At 69.7% G+C, this 15,261-nt stretch carries 17 protein-coding genes; 1 reads left to right on the top strand and 16 read right to left on the bottom strand.

The features are described 5' to 3' along the window. Nucleotides 1-207 precede the first annotated feature (207 nt). From QMK24_RS30875 to QMK24_RS30800, 16 genes are all read right to left on the bottom strand, one after another. Nucleotides 208-786 carry a DUF805 domain-containing protein gene (locus QMK24_RS30875; RefSeq protein ID WP_283470127.1) on the bottom strand — a complete coding sequence of 193 codons (579 nt, stop codon included), beginning with the start codon at nucleotides 784-786 and terminating at the stop codon, nucleotides 208-210. Then, nucleotides 690-1,190 carry a hypothetical protein gene (locus QMK24_RS30870; RefSeq protein ID WP_283470126.1) on the bottom strand — a complete coding sequence of 167 codons (501 nt, stop codon included), beginning with the start codon at nucleotides 1,188-1,190 and terminating at the stop codon, nucleotides 690-692. The genes QMK24_RS30875 and QMK24_RS30870 overlap by 97 nt, the downstream gene beginning before the upstream one ends. Next, nucleotides 1,190-1,927: a hypothetical protein gene (locus QMK24_RS41570; protein WP_349307940.1), complete on the bottom strand. Its 738-nt coding sequence runs from the start codon at nucleotides 1,925-1,927 to the stop codon at nucleotides 1,190-1,192. The genes QMK24_RS30870 and QMK24_RS41570 overlap by 1 nt, the downstream gene beginning before the upstream one ends. A gap of 46 nt (nucleotides 1,928-1,973) precedes the next feature. Then, nucleotides 1,974-2,423, bottom strand: a complete 450-nt coding sequence (locus QMK24_RS30860) for an NlpC/P60 family protein (RefSeq protein WP_283470125.1) — start codon at nucleotides 2,421-2,423, stop codon at nucleotides 1,974-1,976. A 93-nt stretch (nucleotides 2,424-2,516) separates the two neighbouring features. Then, the gene (locus QMK24_RS30855) at nucleotides 2,517-3,749 is read right to left on the bottom strand and encodes an AMP-binding protein (RefSeq protein WP_283470124.1); all 1,233 of its coding nucleotides are present in this window, start codon (nucleotides 3,747-3,749) and stop codon (nucleotides 2,517-2,519) included. 51 nt (nucleotides 3,750-3,800) lie between these two features. Next, nucleotides 3,801-4,262 carry an AMP-binding protein gene (locus tag QMK24_RS30850; RefSeq protein WP_283470123.1) on the bottom strand — a complete coding sequence of 154 codons (462 nt, stop codon included), beginning with the start codon at nucleotides 4,260-4,262 and terminating at the stop codon, nucleotides 3,801-3,803. Nucleotides 4,263-4,264: 2 nt separating this feature from the next. Continuing rightward, complete coding sequence (locus QMK24_RS30845) at nucleotides 4,265-4,861, bottom strand: methyltransferase family protein (RefSeq protein WP_283470122.1); 597 nt, start codon at nucleotides 4,859-4,861, stop codon at nucleotides 4,265-4,267. An 87-nt stretch (nucleotides 4,862-4,948) separates the two neighbouring features. Continuing rightward, nucleotides 4,949-7,246, bottom strand: coding sequence for an MMPL family transporter (locus QMK24_RS30840; RefSeq protein ID WP_283470121.1), 2,298 nt, complete (start codon nucleotides 7,244-7,246; stop codon nucleotides 4,949-4,951). Between the two features lie 130 nt (nucleotides 7,247-7,376). Beyond that, on the bottom strand, nucleotides 7,377-8,282 hold the full coding sequence (locus QMK24_RS30835; RefSeq protein WP_283470120.1) for a 4'-phosphopantetheinyl transferase superfamily protein: 906 nt from the start codon (nucleotides 8,280-8,282) through the stop codon (nucleotides 7,377-7,379). After that, a complete protein-coding gene (locus tag QMK24_RS30830; protein ID WP_283470119.1) occupies nucleotides 8,279-8,902 on the bottom strand; it encodes a ferritin-like domain-containing protein in 624 nt (207 codons plus the stop codon). Before QMK24_RS30830 ends, QMK24_RS30835 begins: the two co-directional genes overlap by 4 nt. After that, a complete protein-coding gene (locus QMK24_RS30825; protein ID WP_283470118.1) occupies nucleotides 8,872-9,975 on the bottom strand; it encodes an SDR family oxidoreductase in 1,104 nt (367 codons plus the stop codon). The genes QMK24_RS30830 and QMK24_RS30825 overlap by 31 nt, the downstream gene beginning before the upstream one ends. Beyond that, on the bottom strand, nucleotides 9,972-10,907 hold the full coding sequence (locus QMK24_RS30820; RefSeq protein ID WP_283470117.1) for a class-II aminoacyl-tRNA synthetase family protein: 936 nt from the start codon (nucleotides 10,905-10,907) through the stop codon (nucleotides 9,972-9,974). The genes QMK24_RS30825 and QMK24_RS30820 overlap by 4 nt, the downstream gene beginning before the upstream one ends. After that, entirely contained in the window at nucleotides 10,904-11,164 is a 261-nt protein-coding gene (locus QMK24_RS30815) for a hypothetical protein (protein WP_283470116.1), read from the bottom strand. The genes QMK24_RS30820 and QMK24_RS30815 overlap by 4 nt, the downstream gene beginning before the upstream one ends. Further along, complete coding sequence (locus QMK24_RS30810; RefSeq protein ID WP_283470115.1) at nucleotides 11,154-12,068, bottom strand: diiron oxygenase; 915 nt, start codon at nucleotides 12,066-12,068, stop codon at nucleotides 11,154-11,156. Before QMK24_RS30810 ends, QMK24_RS30815 begins: the two co-directional genes overlap by 11 nt. Beyond that, the gene (locus tag QMK24_RS30805) at nucleotides 12,065-13,033 is read right to left on the bottom strand and encodes a 3-oxoacyl-[acyl-carrier-protein] synthase III C-terminal domain-containing protein (RefSeq protein WP_283470114.1); all 969 of its coding nucleotides are present in this window, start codon (nucleotides 13,031-13,033) and stop codon (nucleotides 12,065-12,067) included. Before QMK24_RS30805 ends, QMK24_RS30810 begins: the two co-directional genes overlap by 4 nt. A gap of 261 nt (nucleotides 13,034-13,294) precedes the next feature. Next, complete coding sequence (locus QMK24_RS30800; RefSeq protein WP_502962679.1) at nucleotides 13,295-14,431, bottom strand: PucR family transcriptional regulator; 1,137 nt, start codon at nucleotides 14,429-14,431, stop codon at nucleotides 13,295-13,297. Between QMK24_RS30800 and QMK24_RS30795 the strand changes: the two genes are divergently transcribed. Continuing rightward, entirely contained in the window at nucleotides 14,312-14,617 is a 306-nt protein-coding gene (locus tag QMK24_RS30795) for a hypothetical protein (protein ID WP_283470112.1), read from the top strand. The two genes, QMK24_RS30800 and QMK24_RS30795, sit on opposite strands and share 120 nt — an antisense overlap. The last annotated feature ends 644 nt before the right edge of the window (nucleotides 14,618-15,261 follow it).

The following is a 15,261-nucleotide window of genomic DNA, read 5'->3' as shown; positions in this document are numbered from 1 at the left end:
GCGTCGCAACCCGGTACGACAAGACCCCGGAAAGCTACCTCGCCGGCGTCCACCTCCGCGCCTCGATGATCTGGATCAAAGACCTCACCCGGACTGCCAATTGATCACAACCAAATACGCGCCCTAGCAGGGCGGACGGGAGCTCGCCGATGCGCATGCGTTCGACCCGGAGCTCGCCCAGTTCCTCCCCTGGTTCCGGCCACGCCCCTAACCGGGGGTGTCGCTGTAGCGCCTGACGTGGGACTTGGCGAACTCGGCGTCGTCGTCCGCATAGTCCGGATAGCCGGTCTTCGGGTTTGGCCCGTACTTGTTGATGTACGGCTCACCGTCGCCGGCCAGGAGCCCGGTAAGGATGATGAGGCCGATGAGCGGGATCGCCCCCCAGAAGATGTTCACTCCCGACCGGACGACGTCGTGCAGACGCCGGACAGTGACGGCCAGGCTCGGCAGCAGCGTCGCGAGGGCATACGAATACTGGAGGTAGGGGTCCGTGTCAATACGCGCGTCCAGGATGATCAGTGCGATGGTGATGGCGGTGTTGACCAGGGCAAACATCCAGAACTCACGGCGTCGCGCCCGCCCGCTGAATGTCGCGTACTTCCGTGGGACGCTGCGCAACGGCCCGGCCCTGCGCGCAGACCGCTCCGGGGCCGGGCCGTCGTATGTACACCGAGCGGTTCTGTTCCGTATCAGGCGTCGTTGGTGCGGGCCTCGTAGGCGGTGATCATGTCCTGGACGGCGGCGGGTCCGGGCGCGATGCCGACCCAGGCACCGGCATCGGTCCACATCTGGACCGGGTCGGCGCCGATGCTGTCGGTGTTGCCGTTGACGATGACATACGGGCCGTAGCGCTCGACCGAGTCGGGCTCGATCTCGCGTATCGGGGCCGGTGACAGGACCTCAATGGCTTCCACCTGCAGGCGTAGCACTCCATCGGCTGTCGCGCAGGGCAGCATGAGAAGCCCCTCCACGCGCAGCAGGTCGCCCTCCTCCAGCTCGTCCAGTGCGGTTCTGGCCAGGACCGGGTCGGTCACCAGGCACGGCAGCAGCATCTCGTCCGCGGCGTGGTCCGTGGGCGAATGGATCAGACGGAACGCCGCCGTTGCACCGCTTTCATCGCCGGGCCCCGGAGCCGGGGCGTCCTCGATGTAGCCGTCAAGCACCAGGGCGACGGGCTCCAGCGCGCTCATCAGCCGGCCTGCGCGATCGGCCCAGTGGCGCTACCACCGGTACCGGTGGTGGCGGCGACCGTGGTCGGGGTCGTCATGAATCTCTCCGATGGAATCAGCGGCCCGGTCCGGGTCGAGGTCAAGCAGCGCGCGAGTTTGAGGCCGTCAGCCACCATTGTCTCAGCGCCGCCGGTGCACCTCTGCCCGCCCTCCCCCGCGCAGCTGTTGACACCGATCTCCAGCAGGGGCGGATGGTGCGGGAGGCCGGCAAGTGGTGCTGCCTCGGCCTGTCGACGGAGCAGGCATCGTCCCAGGCAGTGCGACCTGTCACCGGCGCGGACCTCCTGGCGGGCCCCGCCTGCGCGAGGTCGCGATGTGCGGGGCTTCCGTCCGGACGCGGGATGTGAGGCATGTTCGGGAACGATGCGGTGCAGGCCTTTGCGGTCGTAGTAGCCGGTCATGGCGAAGCCGAAGAGCAGAGCGGCGACGGCTCCGACCTCGAACACGAACTTGCTGATCAGTTGCCCGATCCCGCCGAAGACGGCGAGCAGCGCCTGAACCCCGAGCCCCACAGCGGCGGTCGCGCAGAACGAGAAGACCCACAACAACGGCAGATGAGACGCATCCATACCCAGGATCACCACCGTGGCGAGCATGATCAGACTCGACGTCAGCGCGGAGAGCCCCAGCGACATCACACAGGTGACGATGAACGTCCGGGTCCGGCTGATCGGGACAGTGGGCCGCTGGGTTCGCACGGGCCCGAGCTCGCTGGCCGCGTAGCCGAGAGCGCCACCTGGTCGATCAAGTATTCCGTGACGCGGTGACAGAGGAGGGGGTCATCACCCGTTTCGCGCCGACCAGGACTCGGTAGCGCTCCCGCTCCGCGAAGTCGGCCAGTCCCCACACGGCCGGGCGGCCGATCTCCGCGCACAGGTGAAGGACGGCGTCGTTGTCGATCCAGACGCCGACGTGGGCACTGTAGGGATCATCAACGGCATTGAAGAGGAGCAGGTCGAGGGGCCGGGGAACCGGAACGCGGACCGTGACTTCCGTGTCGTCCCACAGGTCGCTGGAACGCTGAGCCGGCGGAGCCAGACCGAAGTGCCTGAGCACCTCGTAGGCGAACAGCTGGCAGTTGGCGCCCGCCGCGAGGCCGGGCCGGCCGACCACAGCCGCCGACCCCGGGAAGCGGGAGCCGGTGTACGGGACGGTCCAGAAGTCGGCCGGCAACCGGTGAAGGAGTGATCCCATAGTGGCCATCGTAGTGCCGGCCAGGGCCGGCCAGTGGCGGCTCCCGGGAGCTGGTTGCGCCCACTGCCTCAGGGTCCCGTCACGGCCTGGTCGTCACAGCCTGGTCGTGACCGCCTCTAGCCTGCCCTCCTGGAGTAGTTGCCACATATGGCGGCGGCGCAACTTGCCGCTGGTGGTGCGCTTGAGCAGGCCACGGCGGCCGGCGACGAGGGTGAGGGTGGGCTCGGGGCCGAGTTCGGCACGCAGCATTTCGGTCACCTTCTCCGTCCAGGGACCGGGGGCGGCCTCCACGAAGACGGCGACACCGGCCCGGCCGCGGTCGTTGAGTGCCACCACCGCCGCGCGGTCCCGGTCCAGCCCGGCAACGGCCGCGACCTTCGCGTCGAGGTCGTCGACGTAGACGCTGCGCCCGCGGAGTTTCAGGCTATCGCCCATCCGGCCCAGGATGAAGAGCTGGCCGTCGTGCAGGAACCCGGCGTCGGCGGTGCGGAGTTCACCGTCGACGAAGCGGGTGGCGTGCGGTCCGCCCTCCCGTCCCGCGTGGTAGCCCCGTGCCACCGAGGTGCCGGACACGGCGATCTCCCCGATATGTCCGGCCGGGACGGGACGGCCGTCCTCGTCAAGAATGCGGACGCCGACCCCGTCACCCTCCTGGGAGAAGCCGTGGCCGACGAGCCAGCCGGAGCCCGGCTCGACGGCCCGGTCACCCAGCCGGGCGGTGTCCTCGACGGTCACCGCCCGGCCGATCCGCAGCGCGGCCCAGTCGGGGCGTACGATCAGAACCGGCGCTGCGGCGCCCGTCACCGCCAGCGTGTTCTCCGCCAGGCCGTAGCAGGGCACGTACGCGTCCGGGGAGAACCCGGCCGGTGCGGCGAATCGGGCGAACGCGCCGAGCGCCGCCGGATCGACCGCCTCGGCGCCGACGCAGACGCTGCGCCAGCCGGACAGGTCCAGCTCGTCCAGCCGCCGCGGCCGGATCCGCCGGGCCGCATAGGCGAACGCGAACGACGGCGCCGCCGAGTGCGACGCCCGGCCGGGTCCGAAGCAGTCCAGCCATCGGGCCGGGTCCCGGATGAACTGGTCGGGGCGCATCAGCCACAGGTTGCTCTGCGAGGCGACCGGGAAGAGGCAGCAGCCGATCAGGCCCATGTCGTGGTGCAGCGGCAGCCAGGACGCGAAGCCGTCCCCGTCCTTCCATCCGATCAGGCGGCTCTGCAGGGCGCGGTTGGCCGCGAGGTTCTGCCAGGAGACCTGGACACCGCGTGGCCGGCCGGTGGAACCCGACGTGAACTGCAGCAGGGCGATTCCCTCCCCGCGCGGACCCACGGGCGGAGAAGCGGGCGAAGATACGGTCGGGGCCTCAGGCGCGGCCCCGGCTCAGGCCCCGGCCGCCTCGGATGCGTCCCCGGCGGCGGTCTCCTGAGGCGTCCACGGACGGCCCGGAAGCCCCGCGCCGGTCATCGCGCGGGCCGCCAGGACGGTGAACTCCCCGCTCGCGACCACAAGGGCGGGTGCGGCCTGTTCCAGGACGGCGACGATGTGCTCGACGTACGCGTCCTCGGTCTGGAACGAGGGCGGCGGCAGCGGGGAGATCGTCGCGCCCGCCGCCCAGGCACCGAACAGCGTGGCCAGGCACGGGAGGCCGGTGGGCATCAGTACACACACGACGTCGCCGGGGCGGACACCGGCCGCCCGCATCGAGGCGGCGACCCGATGGGCGGCGGCCGCCAGTTCCGGATAGGGGACGTATGTCCAGCCACCTGAGTCGTCGGCCAGCCGCACACCTCTCCCGGGGTGCGGGTCTGTCAGCCAGGCGGTGAGCGGCGGAAGGACGTCCACGGCTAGCCTCCTACCCGGCTGGTCTCCGCCGGTGCGGCCCTGCCCGGACGGGGCAGGAAGCGTCCCGTCCGGGCGAGGTATCCCCGGTACTCCGACCCGAACTCCGATTCGCTGAGGCGCTGTTCCTCCCGGGCGGCTGTGGCGTTGAGTGCGGCGAACCCGTAGCAGAACAGAGCCAGGGTGATCGCGTGCGGGAAGAGCACGGCTGCGCTGAGGAACGCCAGAAGGAACGCCGCATAGAACGGGTGCCGGATCAGGCTGTAGGCACCGTGGGTGACAAGGTGGCGCGGGGCGTCGTTCTCCTGGTGCCACAGCGCGACAGGGATCCGGTGGGTGCCCAGTGTCAGGAAGATCAGAGCGATCGAGACGGCGTTCAGTGCCACCGCCGCGAGGTTCAGCCCCGATCGCCAGGAGTCGGGAGTGATCGGCTCCCAGCCGACAGCGGCGCACACCGCGACGAACAGCGGACTGAGGCCGAAGGGCAGCGCCGTGAGCCACCATTTCCTGTTGAAGCGGCCGTCGGACCGGAAGAAGACTCTGGGAAGCGCTCCGATGACGACGAAGTTCAACAGGAAGAGGAGTGCGGAGGGTTTGTCCACGGGGTCGTTTCCTTTCGATCAAGGGCACCGGGATGTACGGCAGTTACGGTGCGGCGGGGCTGTCGGGACTGCCGGAGCTGTCGCGAGTCACCATCGGCCCAATGGCCCGGAGGATTCGGAGGCCGCTTCGGACGGTGTGGCCGGGGTCGGGCGCCGGCCCGGCAGCCACCAGTTCCAGCGGCCCATCAGCCGCATGGCGGCGGGCACCACGATGAGCCGGATCACGGTGGCATCCAGGGCGATAGCCAGCGCGAGGCCGAGGCCGAGCTGCTGGATCGGCATGATGCCGGTCAGCGCGAAGGCGCCGAACACCGCGACCATCAGCAGCGCGGCCCCGGAGATCAGAGGCGCGGTGCGGGCCATTCCGGCGGCCACGGCGCTCGTGTTGTCCGCGCCGGCGTCGTGCTCCTCACGGATACGGCGGAGCAGGAAGACCTCGTAGTCGGTACTGAGGCTGAACAAGATCGCCAGCAGCAGGATCGGAACGAAGTTCTGGAGGTGATCGGACCGGTCGAACCCGAAGAGGGTGGCACCCAGGCCGTGTTGGAAGACCAGGACCAGCACACCGTAGGTCGCGCCGAGCGACAGCACATTGATCGCAATCGCCTTGACCGGGAGCAGCAGCGACCGGAAAGTGACCAGCAGCATCAGGTACAGAACCGCCAGCATCACCGCGACCACTTCGGGCAGGGCGTCCCCGATCGCCGTGTTGGCGTCGGCGCCTTCGGCGGTCTCGCCGCCGACCACCGCGTGCAGGCCGGGGGCACCCATCCCGTCCGCGGCCGAGCGGATGGATGCCAGCAGCGCGCGGGACGCGTCGGCGGAGGCGTAGTCGTCCCCGATGACCTCCAGCACGATCTTGCGGCGGTCGGCGGAGACGTAGTGGTCGACAGTGCGGCGGGCATCACCGGGCAGTCGTGAGAACGGTGCCGTGTCCAGTCCCGCCAGCGGTCGTTCGGGGCTGACGGTGCGCAGGACGTCCAGCGGGGAGCGGACCGCGGTGACATGGGGCAGCCGGGCGAGCTGCTCCTGGAGGTCGGCGACCCTCCCGGCGTCGGATGACGCGGACAGCGCGGTTCGCGAGGTGATGACGACCTGGTGGGGTGAGGCCGTGCCCGGACCGAACTGCTCGCGCACGGCGTCGAACCCTTGGCGCACGGGCGACGAGGAGGGCGCGATGCGCGCGTCGGGGGTGAAGGTGCGCAGGTCGAGGGAGGGTACGGCCAGTGCCAGCAGGGCAGCGCTCGCCAACGTCAGGAACAGCACGGGGCGGCGCATGATCTGCCGCGCCACGCTCCCCCAGCGGTGTCCCTTATCCCTCGGCGTCCGGCGCTGCACGGGCAGGCGTCCCCACAGGATGCGGTCGCCGATCAGGTGGAGGACGACGGGCAGGACCACGACGCTCGCCAGGGTGGCGAAGGCGACCACGACGACGATGCCCAGCGCGATGGAGCGGATGACGTTGAGGTCCACCAGGAAGAGGCTGGACATGGCGAGGACGACGATCAGTCCGGAGAAGAGGACTGTTCTTCCGCTGGTGCGCAGGGCGATCGCGAGTGCTGCGGTGCGATCGCGTCCCGCGGTCAGTTCGTCGACATATCGGGAGATGATGAAGAGGGAGTAGTCGACACTGACACCGAGGCCGATCATGGTCGCCGCGTTCTGGACGAAGATCGACAGCTCGTGGTGCCCGGCCAGCACGGACATCACCCCGAAGGTGAGGGCGATCGCGGTCACCGAGACCACGAACGAGACCACCGCCGCGACCACGCCGCGGTAGAGCAGCAGCAGGATGAGCAGCACCAGCGGGAAGGTGATGAGTTCGGCCTTCTGCAGGCCTTCCGCGCTCAGCTTGTTGATCTCGCCCCAGAACGTTCCGGCGCTCACCATCGACACCCGCAGCCCCTGTGGCGCGTAGCGGTGGTCGATCTCCTTCTGCACGTCCGGCAGGACGCGGCGGGCCGTCCCGTCGTCCAGGGCCAGCCCGACCATGGTGACGGCGGTCCGGCGGTCCTTGCCCACGAATTCCTTTCGGGAGTCACCGGACAGGGTGAGCCAGCCGTAACTGCCGGACGTTTCCAGCCGCTTGTCGCCGGTGACCTCCCGCATGACCTGGCTCATACGGCGGTCGAACTCCGGGCTCCCGGCGAGGTTCCGTTCGTCCGTCACGACCAGCGTGAGGTTGCTGGCGCCGCGGTCGGCGAAACCCGACCGCATCGACTGCACCGCCTTCAGCGAGTCCGATCCGGGTGCGTACCAGCCACCGCCGCTCAGCCGGTCGGCCAGCGGCAGAGCCGCGACGGCGGCCGCGACGAGCGCCACCAGCCAGAGGCCCAGCAGGGGTCCGCGGAACCGGTGGAGGGCTTGGCTCAGACGCTGCGACATTCCGCACTCCGGTGGGTCGGGTGGCCGGGAGGGTTCGGGCGATGGGATGGGCGTGCGCCGGACGGGATCTGCGGGGCTGCCCCCGTGCCGGCCGGGGCGGCCGTCCGAGAGCGGGAGCCGGTGCTCCGGGTCAGGGCTGCGCTCCCACGAGCCCCGCCAGCTGCCCCAGGGTGGTCACCTCCCGCAGGTCGGCCTGGGTGAACATCGCGTCGAACTCCTCCTGCAGGTCAACGGCCATTTCGACGAGAAGGAAGCTGTCGGCGGCAAGATCTCGCAGGTTGGTCTCGGGCGTCAGGGTGTCGACGGGAACGGAGAGCGTCGCGCTGATGCGGTGGGCGACGTCGTCGAAGGTGACAGAAGGCACGGTTACGGTCCTTACGGGTGTGATCGATGGGCGGTCGAAGGCCGCGGCCACGGACAGCCGGGCATCGCCGAACCGGCCTGTGATGTAACCGAAGGCGGTGGAGCCGAAGGCGGTGTCGTGCGGCGGCCGTCGCCGGGCACGGCCGGATCCGGCCGCCGGGTCGTCGGTGGTGTAGTCACGAAGGACCGTGTGCCGGTTGTCGGGATCTGCCTTGTACAGCGCCTCCTTGACCGTCCACAGCCGTACGTGCTCCGCCGCGCGGGCGCTTTCGGGGACACTGTCGAGCCAGGCGCGTTCGCGTTCGTCGAGGAAGAAGCGCGCGGACTCCGCGCGCGCCTCACGGGCCGTTTCGAGGTCGACTCCGATGCCCGCCACATCCCCGGCCGGGACGGCCAGGCCCGCGGCCACGGCTGCTCCCTCGACGTGGGAGAGCGACAGCCGGCGGTGGGGAAAGGCGTACGTGGTCGTGTCGGCGGGCAGCCCCAGAACCCCGAGCAGTGTCCGCAGGGCATGCCGTGAGATCAGCCACTGCTGCCGCTGCACCCGGCCGGTGAGCGTGGCGAACCGCGCGCTCTCCCGTCCGGTCAGCGAAGTGGGGTGAAGCGGTCGCCGGGTCCATACGGCAAGCACCTTCGTCCCGTCGCGGGCCGGGGGAACCGCGCGGCCGGTCACGGCGCGTCCCCCTCAAAGGGCAGATCCTCGTAGGGCAGACCGGGGCCGCCGAGGAACGTGATGCGTTCGCCGTATTCCGCGAGGGTCTTCGCGTAGACCTCCTCGTCGGCCGCGGTGAACCGGGCCAGGGTGGAGTCGATGTACTCCTGGCCGTACCGGGCCGCCATCTCCTCCAGGGCGTCCTTGACGTACTTCACATGCCAGCGCTCGTCTTCCATGATCGTCCGGATGGTCTGTCCGACCCTCGGATGTGTGTCCCCGGCCCGTAGGTGGCGCCGGTACTGAGCGATCACCCGCTTCTCGAAGACCTGGGTGATCGCCATGACCTCCATGAGATTGGCGGGCAGGCCGACGGCTTCCAGGTACTGATCCTGGTAGCTGCCGGACAACTTCGTCGCCGGGTGACCGAGGTCCTCGATACAGCGGGTCCAGTACTTCGCGTGGTTGGCCTCGTCGGCGAAGTGGTGGGTCACGTTCGCCTGGAGCGGGCCGCCGCGCAGGGTGCGGGCGACCCGGCCGAAGAACAGGGCGCCGTTGATCTCGGAGGAGCGGTAGTAGCTGAGCAGCCACAGGTCGTTCTCGGAAAGGGTCAGGATGTTTCCTCTGGCCGGCGGCCCCACTTCGAGGCGACCAGCCGGGTGCAGGTGGCTTCCGTCAGCGCGTGAGGATCGGGGGCTGTGTAGGCGGGCCAGGCCGCGCGCAGCGCTTCGTTGCGGAACGTCTTCGGCAGGTACAGCTGTGCCGCGAAGGGAGAGACCGACGCGAGGGCCTGGTGGAGCGGCCCGGCGCGCAGCCCGGTGGCGGCGTGCAGCAGATCCTCGAAACTCTCCCGGTCGCAGGGGACGGGCCGGATCAGCCCGCGCCGCCGGAATCCCGCGTCGCGTTGGAAGACCGTGAAGGCGGTGTCGACGAGCTCCCCAAGAGTCGGCGTCCGCGCCGGGTCGGGGCAGACATGGTAGACACCGTCGGCGACCGCGGGATCGAGCAGGCGGGTGACCGCCGAGACGGTGAAGGCGGCCGTCGCGAGGGAAAGCGGCGTCTTCTCGTCACCTGGCAGCAGCGAGAGCAGTCCGTAGTGGAAGAGCTTGAGGGTGTTGTGGAAGACGTTGTACTGCGTGACATGACCGCTGTCGTCGTCGGCGACGATCGTGGGCAGCCGCAGTACGGAGACCGGCATCTCCCCAGCCGCTCCCAGGAGTTGCTCCTCGGCTGCCCACTTCGACCACTCGTAGTGGTTGGCGAATCCGGTGGACTCGAGCCGCTCCTCCGCGATGTCGCCCTGATGGCGGCCCGCGGCGTACAGCGTGGACAGCAGGGCGAACCGCTGAAGGTGCTCGCATCGGGCGGCGAAGGCCCGCAGCCGAACGGTGCCTGCCACGTTGACGCCGTCGCCGACATCGCGCTCGACGTTGAAGCGGGTAACGGCCGCCGCGTGGACGATGCGGGTGACCACGCCGGGATCGACGTCGGCCAGCAGGCTGTCACGGCGAACGTCCGCCGCCACACACCGGGTCCGGCCGGTGGCGTCCGGGCCGAGTTCCTGTGCCAGCCGCTCCCGTTTCCCGTCGAGTTCGACTTCGGAGGCGGCGCGGACGGCCAGGATCAGGTCGTCGTCCCCTTCGTCGAGCAGAGCGGCGGCAAGCCGGCGTCCCAGGTAGCCGTCCGCGCCGGTGATGACGGTGGTTCCCCTCATGCCGTGCCTCCCCGCAGCTTCGCCCGCACCGTCGCAGCGGCATCCTCCAGGGCGGGCCAGGAAGCCGGGTCGAGGCCGTGGCGGTCGCTGATCGCCCACAGCCAGCGTTCGATGCCGAAGGCCACGCAGCAGCTGTCGGCGGCCCGGCCGTCACGGGTCAGCCCGAAACCGGATCCGAAGTGATCGTGGTGACGGTTGACCGAGGCGATGGCCAGGTCACCGCCGTACGTCGCCTCGTGCTTCACCGGCTGAACGCGCTGCAGCAGGTGGCGCGGGTTGTCCTCCGGCCGAAAGAAGGGGTCGGTCGCCGCGAGCCACTCCAGATCCAGGTCGAGCAGCCCGAAGAACAGGTCGAGTGCGGCCCGGGCCCGTTCGAGGAAAGTGACCGTCTCGGCGACGGTGCCGAGGCAGACGATCTCCCGCATCGTGAAGCTGCTCAACCGCCGCAGCGGCACGTGGTGTGTCTCCTGGCGGAAACAGGTGTTACGGGTCGTCAGGTACAAGGGCCGGTCGAGAGCTTCGCCCTGGTGGCCGTTGTAGAGGTGGTAGCAGGCCGCCGGGGTCAGGACCTCGGTGACCGGGGAGAGCGCGGACAGCGCGACCCGGCCGTCCTCGTCTATGACGGGGCCGTCGAGGAACGCGTCGACGTTCGGCTCCTCCGGGCTCAGCCTGGCCACAAAGGTCGCCTGGTGCGGGAAGGAGCGGAGGTAGCCGGCCTGTTGCAGCCGTGCGGCGGGCAGGGACGCGGGGTGCCGCTCCTCTTCCGCGTCCCAGAGGGAGGCGAGGCACACGAAGGCGCGGTCGCAGTCCTCGGCAAGCCGCAGCAGGGGGCCGCGCAGGGCCGCCTGCCCGGACGGCTGCCAGGAAAGGCCGATGCGCTGCAGAGCGGCGAGCCGGTCGGGGCCGGCAGCGCCCGCCGTCGGGCCCGTCACGGCGTCACCCCCGGGCCGCCGAACCGGTCCACCATCGTGCGGATGTCACGGAAGTCCCCGGGCCGCAGGTCCTCCACATCGATTGGTGCGGCGCGCAGCCGTTCCAGGAGCAGGAGAAGTTCGGGCAGGTGCACGGACCTGAGATGCCGCTCCTCGAACAGGAGCGTCCGGTCCGTGAACGCGTCGGCGGACAGATCGGGGGCCTTGGTGAGCACCCAGGACCGGAGCAGGTCCCGGATTTCCTGGTCAGAAGGCATCGGCTGGCTCCTTGTCGAGAATTCCCGCCGCGGTGAGGAACGACACGACCTTGGTCGACACTTCGCGGCGGTGAGCGCGCTGCGCCGGTGCGGACCAGGCCTGTTCGGCGACCTCCCAGGGATCGTCGATCCCTGCGTCGGTGTAGACGTCGGGGTTGTAGTACTCGCGCCAGCTGACGACGAAGAACTGCTCCAGCTGGCGGCGCAGATCCGCCACCGTGGCGTCACCCCAGGAAGGGACGCAGGCCCCCCACAACGCCGTTACCAGCTGGCGTCCGAAGACCAGATGCCGCGATTCCTCGACGTGATGGTTGTCGTTGATGAACCGCGCCACGGGGTGCAGCCGGGCGTCCCGGGCCTGCACCCAGTTGTAGCGGTCCACGATCTCCTCGAAGATCATGGTCTTCGCGAAGAAGAGGAAGTCCTCGACACTCTGCGGACGGGGCTCCCGCAGCGGAAACTGGCGGCTCCGGTACACCTTCGCGTACCGGGTGCAGAAACCGCCGAAGTAGATGCTGTGCTTGTTCTCCTCGTCGAGGAAGTGGTGCAGATACTCCGAGACCTCCAGCAGGTCCTTGCGGTACAGCCGCTCCGCCAGCCCCTGCATCAGACCCTTTTCGCCGTGAATGTTGAGACTGTAGAAGTTGACGGCCTCATAAAAGGCCAGCCGTCGCCTGGCGGGCTCGCCGAGCGTGACCCACAACGGAGTGCCGTACAGGCTCAGGTACTCGGGGGAGCTGAACCACTCCGCTTCGGGCCGGACTTCCGGCGGCCACTGCCGCAGCGTGGTGTAGGGGTTCCGGTAGGAGCGCTTCGACAGGTGGCTGAGCCTGCTCACGGTGTCACCGAGCGAGGTGATCGCCTCTGCCAGCTGGGCCTTCGGGGCGTTCGATGGACTGCTCACACGATCCTCTCGGTGGCCTGGAGGATGACGCACTGCCAGTTCAGACCGAATCCGGCCATGACGAGCGCGACGTACTGACCGGGCCGTACCTGGCCGGAAGCGATCAGTTCCGCGAGGTTGATCATGTTGTCGGCGGAGATGACGTGACCCACGTCTCGCATGGACGAGAAGAAGACCTTCCCTGCGTCCACCCCCAGCAGCCGGGCCAGGATCTGCCATGCCTTGTCGTTGGTGTTCTGGGTGACGACCCAGTCGAGGGCCGCGGCCGTCATCCCGGCGCGGGCCAGGGTCTCGCGCACCAGGCGGTGGGTGTACGCGAAGTACATGCCGACCGTCTCGTCGTCCCCTGCCTGCCCGAGGCCGCCGTTGGTGATCTGATGTGCTGTCACCAGGCGGAAAGCGGCGGGCCTCCGGCTGACGACACAGGCGGCCGCGCCGTCGGAGATCAGGTTGTAGGCCTGCTCGTACCGCGCCCCCTCCGGGAAGCGGTCGGCCGTCACACACAACACCCGCTCCCAGCCCTCCTCGGCTTGGAGCATCGCCCCGGCCAGCCGCAGAGAGCCCAGCATCGCCGTACACGCCTGCTGATTGAGCCCGATGACGACGGCCTTCCCGAGCCCGAAGTCGGCCTGCAGCCGGCCGGCGGGAAAGTCCATGAGGTGCTTCACATCCCGGCTGCGCTCCCATGCCGCGGTGTCTCCGGCGTTGCCGTTGCCTGGCAGACACGTCGCGTAGACGATCGCGTCCACGTCGCCCAGCCGGCCGGAGTCGGCGAGTTGCGCGGTGACGTCCTTGGCCAGGTCATAGGCGCCGGTCGTGGGTTCACAGACGTGGTGCCAGCGGAAACCGGCCGACTCCAGGTCCCGCGCGGTGGAGATCAGGCGCCCTGCGGCACCTGTCTCACTGACATGTGTTTTCCGTTCGCCCAGTGCGTGGACGAACGAGTCGACGAATATGTCGGTCACAGCATCTCTCCCAGCACGCAATCGGGGACCAGGCGCCGCACCGCGGTCCTCGCCGTCTGCTCCGTTGCAGACGGGACCGTCGGCCCGAGAGGGTCGGCCGCTCATCTGGAAGCCGGGCCATGAACCGGCGGTGAAGCCGGCCACGTGTGCGTGTTCCCCCGGATCCAGCGTCCCGTGCGGCGCCGCCGGAGTCGATGGTCGCTTGCTGCGGATTACCCCGACCCGGCTGTGCACCGAGCACAACGCACCAGGTCAGGACGGTCAGGGGCAGCGCACCGCGACAAGTGCCATTCGGCAGGCGAGTTGGTGCCGGTCGTCATCGAGCATGCTGCCGGTGAGCGTCTCGATACGGCGCAGGCGATTGAGCACGGTGTTGCGATGGCAATGCAGCTCATCCGCGGCCCTGGCGGCCGAGCAACCGCAGCGGAACCAGGCGTCCAGCGTCGCGAGCAGCAGGTCCCGCTCCTCGTGAGGGCAGTCGAGCAGCCGCCCGAATGTGTGGTGGGCCAGCCGCTGGGCCACGTGCGGGCTGGTCACCACGAGGGCCTCCAGCAGGTGGTCGTCGAAGGACGCGACTCCCTCCGTGGCCGGGGGCAGCGTCTGCAGGGCGGTCTCGGCACAGTGGTAGGCGGTGGCGATGTCAGCGAGGCCGCCGACCTCGCAGGAGATCCCCACGCGCCGGCCCGTGCCGGCGGCGAGCCCTTCGACCAGGCGCCCCAGCGGAGTGCTGCCCAGTTCCAGCAGTCCGATGTGCCGGTCGGCCCGGCTGCGCCAGACGGCCGGCACCGCATGGGAGGGCAGGGCATGACGCAGCGCCCGCAGCGTTCCACTCCAGTCCCCGGCGCCGTCGTGCTCGCCGCCCGTCACCGGGGCCGCCTCTACGGCCACGGCGATGACGACGAACCGGCCACGCGCTGGAAGACCGAGGGTCACCTGCGCCTCAGCTGCGACCACCGGCTCGACGCCCCGCCCCTCGATCAGCGCGTCGATCAGCGTCTCGCGGCGCTCGGTGCTGCGGCGTTGGGTCTCCGCCTCTGCCACGCGGTGCCCCTCGACGAAGGCCTGCGAGTAGCTGTCGAGCGCCTCCCACACGGGCCCGCTCTCGTCGAGAAGTCGCTGCAGAACCTCCGGGGACAGCGCTCGGGCCTCGTCGAACAGCTTCTCCCACAGCAGTTGCGTGGCCAGCCGGTGAACGCGGAGCAGCGACTCCACCGACACCCCCTCCTGAGCGCGGTAGCGTCCCCACGCCATCGGCACGGCCAACGGGTCACTGCTGGCGTGAGGCTTCCCCGCGAGGATCCGCAGGAACCCGAGGACGTTTTCGTGGAGGGAACGACGTATCTCGGCACCTGGTACGAGCTCCAGGTGCCGCACCCCCCTGCCCACCGTCAGATCCATGAGCTCTTCCACGAGGTGAGGGAGTTGTCTCAGCAGACTTTCAGCGAGGCCCCGTACCACCGGGGTGGGTCCGCTCTCCCCGTGATGCCAGGAGAGCGGTACCACTTCTCCATGGCCGGAGGCCTCCGCGACGACCCGGGCGGAGGCAGGATCCGGGTCGACTGCCGGATGCTCACGGCCCGGTAACTCCTCCAGCCGGCCCTCGCGAGCCCTGCCCGGCGGGCCTCCTGTGATCCGGCCCTCGGAGGCGTCGGCCCCCTCGGGCACGGCCGTGCCCTGCGACCTGGGATATGACCTGTGCCCGACCTGCTGCTTCCCCACGGCCGCGGTACCCCTGGTGGACATCGATGCCCCTTCCGATCGTTCCAGCGGACGGCGACGGCACCTTCGCGCACGCGCCTCGGACGACTGCCGGCCCGCGGGCTCGGTCACGCGCCCCTCACCGCGCGGCTGCGGCGCACCGTGGGTCACGGCGGAACGTCGCACGCCGGGGCGATCGAGCCCCTGGTACTCGTCCGCGGCGTCGGGCCCTGCGCCCACCGGGGCCGGATGGCCTTGCTCGCCGACGGCGATCGGGATCACCGAGCCGCCGGCCGCTCCCTACGGACGCGCAACAGCAACACAAGCCTGTGCGGCATCCATCCGGGCGGTTCCCACCCACGTACGCCCGAGCAGTCTCGCAGCATGTGTATCACCCTCTGGAACAACCAAGTTACCGAACGGTATCGAACCGGCCGCGTCCTGGGGCGGTGTGGCGCGATGCGTTCGACTCTCCCCGGATGTGCGCAGAATGACGTTCCCTCCGCCAGTCGGCGGGGTCGATGGGGTCT

Source organism: Streptomyces sp. PH10-H1 (assembly GCF_030063355.1).
Lineage (GTDB): Bacteria > Actinomycetota > Actinomycetes > Streptomycetales > Streptomycetaceae > Actinacidiphila.
This window is presented reverse-complemented; position numbering and strand designations above follow the sequence as displayed.

Bases quoted from the DNA above. Each gene is read 5' to 3' on its own strand.
- QMK24_RS30800 (WP_502962679.1), bottom strand. From the start codon at position 14,431: ATGGATCTGACGGTGGGCAGGGGGGTGCGGCACCTGGAGCTCGTACCA.
- QMK24_RS30860 (WP_283470125.1), bottom strand. From the start codon at position 2,423: ATGGGATCACTCCTTCACCGGTTGCCGGCCGACTTCTGGACCGTCCCG.
- QMK24_RS30840 (WP_283470121.1), bottom strand. From the start codon at position 7,246: ATGTCGCAGCGTCTGAGCCAAGCCCTCCACCGGTTCCGCGGACCCCTG.
- QMK24_RS30825 (WP_283470118.1), bottom strand. From the start codon at position 9,975: ATGAGGGGAACCACCGTCATCACCGGCGCGGACGGCTACCTGGGACGC.
- QMK24_RS30815 (WP_283470116.1), bottom strand. From the start codon at position 11,164: ATGCCTTCTGACCAGGAAATCCGGGACCTGCTCCGGTCCTGGGTGCTC.
- QMK24_RS30870 (WP_283470126.1), bottom strand. From the start codon at position 1,190: ATGAGCGCGCTGGAGCCCGTCGCCCTGGTGCTTGACGGCTACATCGAG.